The 14,790-nt window shown below is 48.0% G+C and carries 17 protein-coding genes; all 17 read right to left on the reverse strand.

The window, feature by feature from the left end; all coding sequences use genetic code 11:
- Positions 1-11: 11 nt before the first annotated feature.
- Positions 12-734: a DNA alkylation repair protein gene (locus X794_RS02240; protein WP_011309094.1), complete on the reverse strand. Its 723-nt coding sequence runs from the start codon at positions 732-734 to the stop codon at positions 12-14.
- A gap of 1 nt (position 735) precedes the next feature.
- Positions 736-1,800 (reverse strand): magnesium/cobalt transporter CorA, encoded by a 1,065-nt coding sequence (corA, locus tag X794_RS02245; RefSeq protein ID WP_011309095.1) that lies wholly within the window; start codon positions 1,798-1,800, stop codon positions 736-738.
- Positions 1,801-1,838: 38 nt separating this feature from the next.
- The gene (recR, locus tag X794_RS02250; RefSeq protein WP_011309096.1) at positions 1,839-2,453 is read right to left on the reverse strand and encodes a recombination mediator RecR; all 615 of its coding nucleotides are present in this window, start codon (positions 2,451-2,453) and stop codon (positions 1,839-1,841) included.
- Between the two features lie 21 nt (positions 2,454-2,474).
- A complete protein-coding gene (locus X794_RS02255) occupies positions 2,475-2,774 on the reverse strand; it encodes a YbaB/EbfC family nucleoid-associated protein (protein ID WP_011309097.1) in 300 nt (99 codons plus the stop codon).
- Positions 2,775-2,783: 9 nt separating this feature from the next.
- Positions 2,784-4,496: a DNA polymerase III subunit gamma/tau gene (dnaX, locus tag X794_RS02260; protein WP_034376648.1), complete on the reverse strand. Its 1,713-nt coding sequence runs from the start codon at positions 4,494-4,496 to the stop codon at positions 2,784-2,786.
- 100 nt (positions 4,497-4,596) lie between these two features.
- Complete coding sequence (locus X794_RS02265) at positions 4,597-4,806, reverse strand: transcriptional regulator (protein WP_232500335.1); 210 nt, start codon at positions 4,804-4,806, stop codon at positions 4,597-4,599.
- 81 nt (positions 4,807-4,887) lie between these two features.
- On the reverse strand, positions 4,888-5,310 hold the full coding sequence (locus X794_RS02270; protein ID WP_011309100.1) for an SHOCT-like domain-containing protein: 423 nt from the start codon (positions 5,308-5,310) through the stop codon (positions 4,888-4,890).
- Between the two features lie 15 nt (positions 5,311-5,325).
- On the reverse strand, positions 5,326-5,610 hold the full coding sequence (locus X794_RS02275; RefSeq protein ID WP_011309101.1) for a hypothetical protein: 285 nt from the start codon (positions 5,608-5,610) through the stop codon (positions 5,326-5,328).
- A complete protein-coding gene (locus X794_RS02280) occupies positions 5,610-5,984 on the reverse strand; it encodes a DUF2089 domain-containing protein (protein ID WP_011309102.1) in 375 nt (124 codons plus the stop codon). The genes X794_RS02275 and X794_RS02280 overlap by 1 nt, the downstream gene beginning before the upstream one ends.
- 206 nt (positions 5,985-6,190) lie before the next feature.
- Positions 6,191-7,369: a tubulin/FtsZ family protein gene (locus X794_RS02285; RefSeq protein WP_011309103.1), complete on the reverse strand. Its 1,179-nt coding sequence runs from the start codon at positions 7,367-7,369 to the stop codon at positions 6,191-6,193.
- 87 nt (positions 7,370-7,456) lie between these two features.
- Positions 7,457-8,464 carry a type I glyceraldehyde-3-phosphate dehydrogenase gene (gene gap / locus X794_RS02290; RefSeq protein WP_034376645.1) on the reverse strand — a complete coding sequence of 336 codons (1,008 nt, stop codon included), beginning with the start codon at positions 8,462-8,464 and terminating at the stop codon, positions 7,457-7,459.
- A 21-nt stretch (positions 8,465-8,485) separates the two neighbouring features.
- Positions 8,486-9,505 (reverse strand): 2-hydroxyacyl-CoA dehydratase family protein, encoded by a 1,020-nt coding sequence (locus X794_RS02295; RefSeq protein ID WP_011309105.1) that lies wholly within the window; start codon positions 9,503-9,505, stop codon positions 8,486-8,488.
- The gene (locus X794_RS02300) at positions 9,502-10,320 is read right to left on the reverse strand and encodes a hypothetical protein (RefSeq protein WP_011928937.1); all 819 of its coding nucleotides are present in this window, start codon (positions 10,318-10,320) and stop codon (positions 9,502-9,504) included. Before X794_RS02300 ends, X794_RS02295 begins: the two co-directional genes overlap by 4 nt.
- Before the next feature lie 15 nt (positions 10,321-10,335).
- Positions 10,336-11,622, reverse strand: coding sequence for a phosphopyruvate hydratase (gene eno / locus X794_RS02305; protein ID WP_011309107.1), 1,287 nt, complete (start codon positions 11,620-11,622; stop codon positions 10,336-10,338).
- Between the two features lie 18 nt (positions 11,623-11,640).
- On the reverse strand, positions 11,641-12,120 hold the full coding sequence (locus X794_RS02310) for a TIGR00725 family protein (protein WP_011309108.1): 480 nt from the start codon (positions 12,118-12,120) through the stop codon (positions 11,641-11,643).
- 47 nt (positions 12,121-12,167) lie between these two features.
- The gene (pth, locus tag X794_RS02315; protein ID WP_011309109.1) at positions 12,168-12,737 is read right to left on the reverse strand and encodes an aminoacyl-tRNA hydrolase; all 570 of its coding nucleotides are present in this window, start codon (positions 12,735-12,737) and stop codon (positions 12,168-12,170) included.
- Positions 12,737-14,770, reverse strand: a complete 2,034-nt coding sequence (gene ligA, locus X794_RS02320) for an NAD-dependent DNA ligase LigA (protein WP_011309110.1) — start codon at positions 14,768-14,770, stop codon at positions 12,737-12,739. Before ligA ends, pth begins: the two co-directional genes overlap by 1 nt.
- Positions 14,771-14,790: the final 20 nt, after the last annotated feature.

Raw genomic sequence — 14,790 nt, forward strand, 5'->3', positions numbered from 1 at the left:
TAAAGCCACATTCAGGCATCAGTCGGTTTTTTCCTGCTGCCGGACAAACGTTCCTGAATCTGGGGGCTTTTCAATTCACGCAAGGCATCAGTGGCTATAAATCTGGCACTTCTGGTGTTTTGGGCAAGTATTTCCTCTCCCAGAGTTATGGCCGCTTTATTCAGGCTGAGATTGCGTTTTCCTATCTGGCGGAGTGCCCAGTTAACAGATTTTTTTACATAATTGCGCTCGTCAGATGCTTCTGCCAGCAGGCGGGGGAAGAACAAGACAAATTTTTCGTCCGGGGCTTTTTTGTCATGAACTGCCAGAGCTGTCAGTAAAACAAAGCCAGCCCGTTTTACATATTCTTCTTCACGGTAGGTCCATTTCAAAGCCTGTTCGTAGGCAAAAGGGGTTTTGTACCAGAGATTGTTGCAACATAGGTCGCAGATATCCCACGAATCTATATCTTTTACCCAAGTTTCCATTTCCTGCGGGCTTACCTTCCGGCTTTCAGCAACCAAGCTGGCCATTATCCGGGCTTCGTGTATGCCTGAATCCCAGAGTAACATGGCAAGCGGGTGGTTATGTCCGGCCTGCACGATAAGGCGGCGGATATCCTTTCCACTAACCCCCAGAGTATTGGCACTGGATATGCCGAAGCGGCTCATTCCGGCCGCATTATCTGCATTTGCCAGAGCTTTCAGCTGGGTTATCAGTTCGGTATATTCCTCTTGAATTTCTATATTTGCCAATTTAAAGCCATTTCTTTCTCTTAAAAAAAGATAACAGCAGCAAAACTATGGCCAGCATGAAAATGAGTATGCCGGGATATCCCCAGCTGAGACGGAGTTCCGGAATATCAAAATTCATGCCGTATATGCCTACAATGAAGGTCAGGGGGATAAAGATAGAGGCGAAAATGGTTAAAACCTTCATGACTTCATTCATGCGGTTGGAAAGGCTGGAGAGATAAATATCTATCATGTTGGAAAGCATATCCCGATAGGTTTCACCGGTATCTATCAGCTGGATAAGGTGGTCATAAATATCCCGGAAATATACATGGCTGTTTTTATCTATCAGAGGGTTTTCTGTGCGTTCGATGGATGCAATGGTCTCTCTGACCGGCCAGATAGATTTGCGGATAAAGAGCATTTCCTTTTTTGCACCTGAAATCTGTTTGAGGGTTTGGGAAGACGGGGTGGACAAAAGCTGTTCTTCTATTTCGTCCAGATAGTCTCCGAATCCCTCCAGCAAGCTGAAATATCCGTCTACTACCATGTCCAGTATGGAGTAGAGCAGATAGTCAGATCCAAGTTTGCGAAGCCGCCCGTTGTCAGATTTCAAACGCTCCTGAATGGGGTTTAAAATATCACTCTGATGTTCCTGAAAACTAATCAGATAGTTATTACCCAGCACCAGGCTGATGTGCTCGGAACGGGTTTTTTTAAGTTCGGAGTCCCAGTATAAGGCTTTGATAACGGCAAAGAAGTAATTGCCGTAGTCTTCCAGTTTGGGGCGTTGTTCGGTATTGACTACATCTTCAATGGTAAGGGGGTGGAGGCTAAAGCATTTGCCCAGTTCCTCCACCATGGCGGTATCCTGAAGCCCGTTTACCTTTATCCAGACTATGCCTTTGGACTGTTTAATCTGAGTAATACAATCAGCCATGGTTTTTACGGGCAGAGGTTGATATGAATCCGGAGTGTAGGAGTGCAGGCTGAGGCTGGCCTTTTCTGTTTTCCCTTCGCCTATAAATACTACCGAACCGGGCAGCATGCCCGCTTTCTGGGAATACTTTTTAGATTGTCTGGTCATAGCCTTCCTCCTTTGGTGATTCAATCAGGAAAGGCAAACTAAAAGTTCTGGCGTCCCTCCATGGCTCGGCTTAAAGTTACATCGTCAGCATATTCCAGTTCTGTCCCGAAGGGTAAGCCCCGTGCCAGTCTGGTCACTTTTATACCCAGTGGGGTTATCAGCCGCGAAAGGTACATGGCGGTGGCTTCACCTTCGGTAGTGGGATTGGTAGCCAGAATAATCTCTTCTACCTGACCATTATCCAGCCGAACCATAAGCTCGTTTATACGTATGTTCTGGGAGGTTATCCCTTCGGTGGGGGAAATAGCTCCATGCAGTACATGGTAGTATCCGCGGTAGACACCTACATGTTCAAGAGCCAGAATATCCTGAGGCTGTTCAACCACGCAAATCTTATTTGTTTCGCGTTTGGTATTCTGGCAAATGGGGCAAAGCTCACTATCAGCCACGTTACAGCAAATGCGGCACTGGCTTATCTGGTTTTTTATATTGCGGATAGTGTCTGAGAGGGAAATAACCTGATCTTCAGGTGCCCGCATAAGGTAAAATGCCAGACGCTGGGCGCTTTTCGGGCCTATACCCGGCAGTTTGCCCAGTGAATCTATCAGCTTGTTTACCACACCGGCCGTAGACGGTAAAGAAGTGTCCTTCAAAAAAATCTCCTGCCGAACTTTTTACATAAGACCCGGAATTTTGACATCTCCTATAAGTCCCTGCATCTGCTTGGAGCCTTCTTTTTTGGTCTCTTCGTAAGCATCATTGAAAGCTTTGGTAAGGGCATTTTCCAGATCCTTGGGTTTGGCCGGATTGATAATTTCAGATGAAATACTGAGGGACAGCACTTTTTGCTGGCCGTTCATCTTTATCTTGATAGCACCCTTGGCGCTTTCAGTCTCCACCACTATTTTTGCCAGTTCCTTCTGAGCTTTATCCAGCTTAGACTTAAGCTCCATGGCTTGCTTAATCATGTTCATGTTCACGTTTTACTTTTCCTCCACTGATATAATCTGGGCGCCCAGTTTCTGAGCTTGTTTTACCAAATGGTTGGTTTCGGCTTCAGATATGCATACCAGGGTGCATGTCTTGCCTACAAAATTTGAAATAAGTTCTGCAGTCACCTTACGGTTTTCCAGTTCTTCAATCTTGTCCTTGTGGTACTTGTATTTAAAGGACAGGGTGACTATATTTTTATCCATAGAAACCGGGCGGACACCGGCACTGCGGAGTATGGCCACTGCCGCTGACCGTTTTAGATTGTCCGGTGCCTGATCCAGTATGCTTTTCCAGCTGACTTTAAGCTGTTCTATTATATCCCCAGCTCCAATAAGCACTTTTTCTTCCTCTTTGGGCGGGGCAGGGGCGGTGTATTTGGGTTTTTCCTCAATCGGAATAGCCGCTCTGGTAAGTTTGGGTGCAGATTCCTTAGTGTGAGGCTTGGGAGTAGCTGCGGTTTCTGCAGATGTATTCGGTTTAGTTAAGGTTTCCGTTTTGGGTTCTTTGGTGGGTATATTATTAGATGCTGCTGTCTTGGGTGCTTCTAACGGAGCAGGTTTATCAGCTTTAACAGCCGGTATTTCGTCTTTGGGTTTATTTGGAAGCGGTACGGTATTTTCATCCAGAGAAGCGTCTATCAGTGCCAGCTCAAAGCTCAGGCTGGAAGCCGTATCAGATGAAAAATCCAGCTGGCTGAAGGCCTTTATAGCTTTGGTAATATTCTCCAGATTGGTTATACCGGAGACTTTTTGCAGGGCTTTTTTCTCATCAGCGGTCAGTTCCAGACTGCTTTCCGCTCCGCTGTTTACCAGCATAATCTGGCGGAGGTAATCCAGCAGTTCACGGCGGAACTGTTTTAAATCAAGCCCGTCTGCCAATACAGCGTTAAGGGTTTTAAGCCCGTTTTTAATGTCTTTTTTAAGTATATTTTCTGCCAGAGCTTTTATGCGTTCATCTCCGCTGATACCCAGAGCCGCCTGTACCTGGGACAGGCTTATTTCTGCTCCGTAAGTGGTGGCTATCTGCTGGAGCAGGTTTTCACCGTCACGGAAACTGCCTCCAGCCGAACGGGCTATCAGTTTCAAGGCCTCCGGCTCAACATTTATACCCTCTGCCAGACTTATCTTGCCCAGCTTGCGGGTCATATCCACCAGAGATACCCGGTGAAAATCAAACCGCTGGCAGCGGGACATGATGGTGGGCAAAACCTTGTGGATTTCAGTAGTGGCAAGTATAAATATAACCCTTGGCGGTGGTTCTTCAAGCGTTTTCAGGAGTGCGTTTGAGGCACTGTTGGAAAGCATATGGACTTCATCTATGATATAAACTTTGTAATTTGCCAGTGACGGGGAATACTGAACCTTTTCTTTTAGTTCGCGGATATCGTCTACTCCGGTATTGGAGGCGGCGTCTATTTCTATTATATCCATGGAACTGCCCTCGGTTATGGAAAGGCACATGGGGCAGGTATTGCAGGGTTCACCCTTGCCCTGATTGGTGGTGCAGTTTACTGCCTTGGCTAAAATACGTCCGGTACTGGTCTTGCCTGTACCTCTGGGGCCGCAAAAAAGGTACGCCTGAGCAATACGCCCGCTTGAAAGGGCGTTTTTCAGAGTGTGGGCAACGTGTTCCTGGCCGACAAGGTCAGCCAGAGTTTGGGGACGCCATTTGCGGTAAAATACCTGACAGGTCATATCTGCCATATTATACCCTAAAAATGTTATTCTCCAAAGCAATTTCGGGCAGATATTTAGCTAGGGGTTATTAAAAACCCCTGCCAGTTTATCCGTCAGGGGTTGATACTTATAAAAGGGTTTGAGTTTTAACAGTCTTATTTCTATAAACAGGCGATCTGTCTTCGGTATCAGGAATGGGTTGGGTAGTAATATAGTCGATAATGCGGTTGCCGGTATTTACCATGTATTCACCCAGCCGCAGCATTAAGGGGCGTCTGGGGCTCGCAGGGCGGGCAGGGCGGGCAGGGTGCAGACGGCGGTAATCTTCTGCCTGCACCCTGTACTCTTTATTCAATTCGCAGTTGTATAAGTAATATATTTCAAACATTATTTATGCGTGTATCAGTATTAGTCAGGTTTATTCGGTAAAGACCTTTACCTTGCTCCCTTCGCTGTCCACGTCCACCTCCATCTCTGTCATGGCCTCAATAAGGGGTTCTATGTCTTCTTCGCGAAGGTTCTTAAAGTCAAAATTGACCCCTTTTCCCTTTAGGTTGTGGTCTATTTCATTGGTGGCATCTGCCGGTAGTATGGAAGCCAGCTTGATTCCGGCTCTCAGCAAAGCCATAGGAACACGCACATTGACCTTGGCGTTTTTGTCTTCATCCGTGCCGTTTATTATCACTCTCAGGTACTTGGGGGAACCCTTGGGAGTGGCGGTGGCAATTGAGCCGGGTTTTTCGCCTTCATTACCCAAAGCTCCCAGTAGTTTATTGGCTTCATCTACCGTTATTTTGCCTTCAGAAAGCATTTGCAGTATTTTTTTGGTGTTTTCAGACATTTTAAGTATTCCTCTTTAGATAAATTGTATTTTTATATGAGTATTTTTATCCTGGATATCTGCATTTATCCCCCTCAGGGCACACCATACCCGGTAAAAATAAGGGCCGATAAGTAACAGGAAACGGCCTCTGCCGCTTGCCCATGTCAGCAAAATGGCCAGTAACATGAACGGTGCAAGTACAATCATAAGTGCCAGTACAATGGGATAGACCAGGAATAACGGCAATATAAGCGGGAAACTTCTGCCATGCTTGCCGAATGGTATTCCCACCCAAAGCAACATCGGTGGCCAGTACATTATCTTTGCAACCTCCTTAGAGCTTCTTCGACCGAGATTCCGCCTTTTTCCAGCTCTGTCAGTACATTATCATCTTCATTGGTCTTGGGTGGTGCGGGGAAGTTTTCAATAAAGTTGAAATTTGCACCTATCCGCTGGAGGCGGTTTTTTACGGTAGGGTAACTGATGCCGAAAAACTTCTCCATATCTTTTATAGAGCCGTGGCATTTTACAAATGCCATTACAAATACCTGGTCTTCAGCGGAGAGTCTGGCCAGATTAGGCAAATCAAAGCTGCCCTCAATGGCAATGCCTGAAGATACCAGTTTGACCCGCTCAACAGTCACAGGTGCTCCCTGAGTGAGCTTGGTCAGTTCCTGCCAGTCTTTAACCATATTAAGTACCTCCGGGTAGTTATTTAACTTATGCCAGTATTATATGTCAGAAAATTAAGAAAGTCAATATGTATATTAATAAAATTAATAAAACAGGCGATAAATATTGATAGTGTTTATTTGGCTGTAAGGAGAGTAGTGCCCAGACAATAAAAAACCGGCCTCAGAATTTCCGAAGCCGGTTAAATGCAGTGGTGTTTTAGAGGCTATTCAAGCAGGGAAGGAATATCTCTGCTGAGTTCATCAATATCACGCCGCCTGTCCGCCAGGTCGGACTGACGCTGTTTGATAATAGGCATCATGCTGGTGGAACGGTTATAGTAGTAGCGTACCCGTTCCAGATCAGACAGCTCGGAGAAGATAACGGTTACGGTCATGGTATCTTTTTCACGGGGATAGTCACCGTTGCGGATAATGGCATTAGGGGCCATCTCTCGCAGCCAGTCGCCCTGTTCCTTTATGATATCCATGTTTATTTCTTTGGCAGGGGCGGAAATCAGGAAAAGCGCCCGGCCGGCATCACGAGGGTCAATTTTCAAGGAAAGCTCGCTTACAGCTTCATCCATAGCCCGAATACCCTTGTAGTTGGAAACGCTCTTCATGCGGAAATGGTCAGTCTTGTCAAAAGGCAGGGTCAAAGTGCGAACACGTGCCTTGCCGTGACCGATAACTGTCCAGCCCGAAATGGTCTGGATGATATCACCGGCGTCCATAGTCTTGGCACCGATGTATTTAGCATTTTTTTCTTCACCGGCACACAGCAAATCCCAGAAGGGTTCAACTATGAGTGAGTTTATCTTGGAAAGGTTGTAGCGGAGTGAAAAGTCCTTGCGGACATAACGCTGATTTTCTACCAATATAACCGCATCTGCTACCGAGCTGATGGATTTCAGGCAGACGGCGGTATTGTATACAGTGCGTTCTTCAGTTTTTTCCTCGTGTTCAAAAGGCATGGCTATCAGGGCATAAACCGGTTTGTCCATATAGCGCTCTTTGATATGCTGGGCAATAATGGAAACAGCACCCGAACCGGTACCGCCGGCGGCACCGGCAATAACCAGAAAACCGTCTGCATCATAAAAACGCTTGGTGGTGCGCAGGGCATCTATTACCTTATCGGCATCTGCTCTGGCTATTTCAGCACCCAGCTCGTTTATTTTACCTACTCCATGCCCGCCGGTTTTACGCCCGCCGATAAGTATGCGGTGCTGGTGGTCAGGCTTGATGGTAACCAGACCGGAAAGGTCAGCCTGGTCTGTGTTTACGGCAAAGACTCCCGGGCAGATACTTACGTTTCGTTGGGAGCGTGCTCTTTTATCCATACGGGCAAACTCATCCGCTATGCGGCTGCCGCATTGCCCAAGGCCTATTACAATTAATTTCATTTTGTCCTCCGTTAATCGGGCTAAATTCTAAACTATTAGCTTTAGCATGTCAACAACTTACGTTTAGCTATTCTCAAGTTATTAGTTTTATTTTTTTGCAATATAGGCTATCAAATCTCCCAGACGGGTGGAATAGCCCCACTCATTGTCATACCATGAAAGTACTTTTACCATATTTCCGCCCAGAACCATGGTACTGGAGGCGTCTATGATAGAGCTGGCGGGATTACCCTTGAAATCACTGCTGACCAGCTCTTCTTCGCAGTACTCCAGTATACCTGAAAGCTTGCCTTGGGAGGATTCTTTGAAAGCGGCATTTACTTCTTCTACTGTTACATCTCTGGCCAGTTCACCCACAAAATCCACCAGTGAGACACTGGCTGAGGGTATGCGGAATGAAATGCCGTCCAGTTTGCCTTTCAGTTCGGGCAGGACCAAAGCTACCGCTTTGGCGGCACCGGTAGTGGTGGGGATGACATTTACGGCGGCGGCTCTGGCCCGACGGATATCCTTGTGGAACATGTCCTGTATTTTCTGGTCATTGGTATAGGCATGACAGGTGGTCATGAAACCTTTTTTAACCCCGAATTTGTCATGGAGCACTTTTATAAGAGGGGCAACACAGTTGGTGGTGCAGGAGGCATTGGAGATAATGCGGTGAGTATTGCAGTTATATTTGTCTTCGTTTACACCCATGACTATGGTGATATCCTCACCCTTAGCCGGGGCTGAAATAACCACGGTCTTAACACTTCCGCGGAGATGGGCAGCGGCTTTGCTGGCATCAGTAAACAGACCGGTAGATTCAATAACCAAATCTACGCCTGCGGTTTCCCACGGGATTTGCATGGGGTCGCGTTCACTGAAAACCCGAATGGGTTTGCCATCTACTATTATGGAGCAATCATCAGATTCAACTGTACCGGCGTATTTGCCATAGGTTGAGTCCCATTTTAAAAGGTGGGCATTGGATTTATTGTCTGCCAGATCATTTACGGCTACTACTTCAAGTTCGCCGCGGTGGTACTGGTTTATAGTCCGCAGTGTAATACGCCCGATTCGCCCGAACCCGTTAATACCGATTCTGGTTACCATGTTAATCCCCCTTCGCGTAAATTATAAATTCATCTGCTTTTTGGCTTTCAGCATATCCAGAAAGGCCTCCAGCCGAGTTTTCTGATGTTGATTTAAACCGAAATCCGCATTGCCTTCCAGCGTGAGTATGGGAAGCGGCAGTTTTTGCCTTAGTATAATATCACCGATAGCCCGATGACAGAAAGCCTGAACGTAATGGATTATGCCGTCTATCTTACGCTCCGCAAGCTGGGTCTGTATATCCCTAAGGCGATATTCCATAGGGTAGGGGTAAGTATAGGCGGTGTAGGATTGCGAAATATCAGCGCCGCCATCCGGCAGACTGAACTGCCGCTGAATTTCATTAAATACCACTCTGGCTCCGTTTTGCTCAAGGTAGGGGTAAAGCTCCTCACCGAATACCGAAGGCACTCCCAGATAAGCCAGGCGCAATTCGGTCGCAGGGTAAGGGGTGCGGGTCTGGACTGTGTTCAGCAGTTTTTGAATTTCGGCTTGGTACTTTACATAATCACCGTTAAAGTCTGAGCTGGATACCAGCCAGTAGTGGTTTTCAAAACCCGAGACCTTATTATCGGCATAACAGAGATAGTCCAGCTTATGTACCAGTTCTCTGGCGGGTAAAAGCCTTTTTCGCCATTCATCAGCCGCTTCCAGAGTAGTGCCCAGCCTGAGGGCTAGTTTAGCAAGAGAGGCTTTTACTTCTGCGGGGTCAGGTTCGGTGGGGAAGTCAAAGGGAATGGTGCGGATGCCTTTCAGGTTTAAAACTTCCCTGAGCATCTGGGTATTTGAGCAGTCACCGCTGGTTACGCAGATAACCTCGCTGATGCCCTTATCAAGGCAGACGCCATAGATGCCTTTTATCCAAGCGCAGCAGTTTAAAGGGAAGCCGTCTTTTTCAGCCAGACGGATAAGCCTGTCAGACTTGGGGTCTGAAACAAAAATATTATTCAGATCCAGCGGGCTGTAGCCTGCTGAAAGGAGTATTTCTATGGGTACAGTGGTAGTGATGCCGATATATTTATTTTGTCCGTTATTTTTCAAAACAGCTCACAGCTCAGGAAACGTTCTTTGTCCCATATGGTATCCAGGATATTTTTAAAATTTATCCGGTCAGAGACCACCGCCAGTTGGTAGCGGGCGGGTGAACCGGCATTAGCGGGCTCTTTGTGTACAACATGTTTATAGCCCATGTCTTTAAACCCTGCCAAATAGAGTCTCAGAAGCCGTTTGCGGGCTTCTTCGGTATTTATGCGTTTAGTATACCAGTCTTGGCGGATATCAATCCATTTATCATGCCCGAAAAAACGGCTGATGGAGTCCTGACAATCCAGCCGCCCCAGGTTACGTATCAGCGACATCTCCAGCGGCAGCACCAGCAGCATATCCGGTTTGCGGCCGTCTTTGTCTATCCCCCTGAGTGCCAGCTTTTTCAGGCTGGAGAATCGCAGGTGGTGAAAGCCGGGCGGTTCCAGCAGGATAAATACGGCCTCGCTTCGGGGGAAACTGTCCAGCACTTTTTGCAGGGTTTCTTCGTTTATTAAGCTGCCCGAAAGCACGTCTGCACGGGCGGGCAGTAAGGGTTTTCTCAGGGCTGCCAAGGCGGTTTCGCTTTGGGCCAGCAGTACTATCTGGTTGAAAAAGCTCTCTTTCCCTTTTAATATATGGCAGGCTTCTCTGGGGCAGTTTATGCCCGCACAGACAGACTGATTGCTCCCCGCGAAAGCCTCCAGATAACCGGTGGGCTGCCTTACAGACTTGGCGTACTCCCCGAGGAAGTCACTAAGGCACTCAAACTTGTAGCAGTCCCATTTGTCGGGCTGTTTAAAGTTTGTTCCCGTCTGGCCAGGCAGGCTCATACGTCCTCTTTTTTATTATTTCAAGTTTAAAAAGGCATCTTTTCCGGGGTATTTGGCCTTTCCGCCCAGTTCCTCTTCAATGCGAAGCAGGCGGTTATATTTGGCAGTGCGTTCAGAGCGGCAGGGAGCGCCGGTTTTTATCTGCCCGGCATTCATAGCTACAGCCAAATCTGCAATAGTAGTATCTTCGGTTTCACCGCTGCGGTGGCTGACTACGGCTGTCCAGCCGGCGTTATTGGCCATTTTGATAGCCGCAATAGTTTCAGACAGAGTGCCTATCTGGTTCAGTTTAATAAGTATGGAGTTGGAGGCTTTCTCTTTTATGCCTCTGTCCAGACGTTTTATATTGGTAACGTAAAAATCGTCACCCACCAGCTGAACCTTGTTGCCGATTTTTCGGGTAAGCAGTTTCCAGCCGTCCCAGTCATCTTCAAAAAGGCCGTCTTCAATGCTGATTATGGGGTATTTTTCTACCCAGCCGCACCAGTAGTCCACCATTTCGGCACTGCTCAGGGTCTTGTTTTCGGTAGCCAGAGTATATTTGCCGTCCTGATAGAGTTCGCTTGAAGCGGGGTCAAGGGCTATGAATATATCTTCACCGGGACGGTAGCCGGCTTTTTCGATGGCTTTCAATATTACTTCTACGGCATCTTTATTGGTGGGGAGGGAAGGGGCAAAACCTCCTTCATCACCTACGGTGGTGTTCTGGTTCATGCCTTTGAGCACTTTTTTCAGGCTGTGGTAAACCTCTGTTCCCATTTGGAGTGCCTGGGCAAAGCTCTTTGCACCTACCGGCATTACCATGAACTCCTGAAAGTCAGTGGAGTTTGAGGCGTGTTTGCCTCCATTCAGTATGTTGAACATAGGTACGGGCAGGATATATTCTTCGGAGTTATTCAGGTAACGATAAAGAGGCATATGGCGGGATGCGGCTGCGGCATGGGCAACTGCCAGTGAGGTGGCCAGCATGGCGTTAGCCCCCAGCTTGGCTTTGTTGGGAGTGCCGTCCAGTTCTATAAGCAGGTTATCCAGTCCTTGCTGGTCTGAAGCTTTAAAACCTGATATGGCCGAGGCGATAGAGGTATTTACATTGGCAACTGCTTTGTGTACTCCAAGCCCGTTGTAGCGGGATTTGTCTCCGTCACGCAGTTCTACTGCTTCATGGCTGCCGGTAGAAGCACCCGAAGGTACAGCTGCTCTGCCGAAAGAACCGTCAGACAGAACTACATCAGCTTCAACTGTGGGGTTGCCACGGGAATCCAGTATCTCTCTGGCCTTGATAGACTTGACTTCTGCAGACACAATTACCTCACACTTGTATTAGTTTATTAAATCCAGAGCCTTGGTAACCGCTTCAAGGGCATTTTCGGCCTTTATTACAGCGCTGTCAGATTTGCCGTTCTGACTCATTGACCAGCTGTTTAAAGCTATTACCGGCAGCTCGATTTGAAGGGCATAAGCTATCTCGGATAAGGTGCCATAAGCCCCGCCAATGGCAATAACTGCCTGGGCAGATTTGACCACCATGATATTTCTGGCAAAACCTATACTGCTTACAATGGGGATTTGGACGTAAGGATTAGCCTCTTCACGGCTGTTTCCCGGCAGTATGCCTATGGTCAGCCCTCCGTTCAAGGAAGCCCCGCGGCAGGCGGCTTCCATTACCCCGCCCATACCCCCGCAGACAAGTGTAACTTGCCTTAGAGCAAGCTCTTTGCCTACTTCTTCGGCCAAGCGGGCTTCTTCAGAGGTGGCCTTTGAAGCACCAATTACGGCAACAAATATATGTTTATTCTTCATGGAAGGCAAGGGAATTATAACACCCCCGTACTATTTGGGGCAAAGATTTAGCAGTTGAAACGGTTGGATGCAGTATCCAGCCCGGAAGTAATCAGGCAGGCGAGTGCTTCGGCGGCCCGGGCAATAGCAGTTTCTATAATCTCCCGCTCTTCGCCGCCAAAGTTGCCCAGTACGTGGTCTACAACTTCAGCCCCGTTATTTCGGGCATCTGGTTTGCCGATACCTATCTTGAGGCGGATAAATTCCTTGGTGCCAATGTCTGTAATAATAGAAGAAACCCCGTTATGCCCGCCGGCGCTCCCTCCCAGACGCAGGCGGAGTTTGCCTGCCGGCAAATCCAGATCGTCCTGAACTACAATAATATCAGTGGCTTTCAGGTTGTAGCGGCGAAGCAACTGATTGACGGCCTTGCCGGAGAGGTTCATATATGTCTGGGGTTTGGCCAGCACTATTTCCTCGTCATTTATACGGCCGGAGCCGGTGCGGGAGAGGCAGCATTTTTTATCAAAGCTGATATGATTTTCTTTAGCAAAGCGGCTCAGGCACTGGAAACCTACGTTGTGGCGGTTGCCTGAGTACTCTTTGCCGGGATTTCCCAGTCCGATAATAAGTTTCATCAAGATTGCTCCAGCATATTTATAAATTCCCGTTCGGAAAGCTCTTTTACACCCATACTTCGGGCTTTGGCCAGCTTGGAGCCGGCATCTGCACCCACTACCAAATAGCTGGTTGCTTTGGTGACGTTATCCTTGGCTGTACCGCCGAGTGAGCGGATTTTTTCCTGTGCTTCTTCGCGGCTGAAACTTTCCAGCTTGCCGGTGACTACAAACTCCATGCCGGAAAATGGCATATTTTTGTTTACCGGTTTCTGGTCTGAAGTAAGCCGTACGCCTGCTTCTTCCAGACGGCGGATAACAGCCACATTTTTTTCTTCGCTGAAATACGCTACGATACTGCTGGCTATTTTGTCACCGATATCAGGTATAGTTTGCAGTTCACCAAGACCGGTTTTAGCCAGTGCCCATATATTCCCGTAGTGTCTTGAGAGCAGGGTGGCGGTCTCGTTGCCCACGTGGCGTACACCCAGACCGAATATTACCCTATCCAGCGGGCGGGTTTTACTGTCTGCAATGGCGTCTATTATATTATCCGCACTTTTTTCACCCATACGCGGCAGTTGCAGTAAATCAGCGGTGGTCAAGTAGTACAGGTCCGATACGTTTTTCACCAGCCCCTGCTGTGCCAGTATTACGCTTAGGCTTTCGCCGATACCGCGTATATCCATAGCCCCTCTGGAAACAAAATGTTCAAGCTGGCGTTCAAACTGAGCGGGGCAGGAAACGTTGGTACAGTAGTGCATAGCTTCGCCTGCGGGGCGGTATATTTCCCCGCCGCACACCGGGCAGGCAGGGCGGTTAAGGTTCGGGTTAAACAGAGATTCTTCCATTCTGAAGGGTTTTGATTCGGGGTTGCGTTTACTCAGTACCGGTGCAACTACCTCAGGTATTACTTCACCTGCCCGCTGGATAATGACCGTATCTCCTTCGCGGATATCTTTGCGGAGTATATCATCTTCATTATGCAGGGCGGCCTGTTTTACCACTACTCCGCCCACATTTACCGGCTCAAGTACGGCAAAGGGGTTTAATGTACCTGTACGGCCTACAGATATGCCTATTTTCTTCAGGCGGGTCATGACCTGTTCAGCCGGGAATTTATAGGCTATGGCCCAGCGGGGTTCACGACCTACGTCCCCCAGCCGGTGTTGCAGAGAGACGGAGTCCACCTTGAAAACTACTCCGTCTGCTTCATAAGGCAGTGAAGCCCGGTTTGCTGCCATCTGGCGGTAATATTCTTTGGCTTCTTCCATGGTGTTTACCAAGCGGTTAAGTGGATTTATCCTAAAGCCAATTTTGCTGAAATAATCCAGTATTTGCCAGTGGCTGTCAGGCAGCAGGCTGTCTTCTGAATATCCTAAAGCATAAATAAATATATCCAGCGGTCTTTCGGCCGTAACTGACGGGTCAAGCTGGCGGAGTGAACCGGCGGCGGCATTGCGTGGGTTGGCAAAAAGAGGCAGCCCTTTATCCGCCCTTTCGCGGTTGAGTTTGGCGAAGCCATTTTTGGAAAGATATACTTCACCCCTTACTTCAAAAACAGGGGGTGCGTTTGGTTCGGCGTTTAATGGTATGGAATGGATAGTCCGCAGGTTTCGGGTAATATTTTCACCCTGAAATCCGTCACCCCGGGTAGCACCGGTTGCAAATTTTCCGTTCCGGTAGGTAAGGGCTACCGCCAGGCCGTCCATTTTGGGCTCGCAGTCTATCTGAAAAGAAATATTACCCAGCAGTTTCTTTACCCGCTGGTACCAAGCTTCCAGTTCTGTATCTGAAAAAGCATTTGCCAGAGAAAGTAACGGATAAGGGTGGTTTACAATCCCGAAAGCTTTAAGCGGCTCTGCCCCGACTTTTTGGGTGGGTGAGTCCGGGGTAACCAGTTCGGGGTGGGCTTCCTCCAGTTCTTTCAGGCGGCGGATTAGAGTGTCATACTGGGCATCAGAGATTTCAGGATTATCCTGAACGTAATATAGCTGGTTATGGCGGTTTATTTCACGCCTTAGGTTTTCTACTTCAATCAAGGGGGAAAACATATCTTCCATACAGGTTATTA

Source organism: Dehalococcoides mccartyi CG5, assembly GCF_000830885.1.
In the GTDB taxonomy this organism is placed as follows: domain Bacteria; phylum Chloroflexota; class Dehalococcoidia; order Dehalococcoidales; family Dehalococcoidaceae; genus Dehalococcoides; species Dehalococcoides mccartyi_B.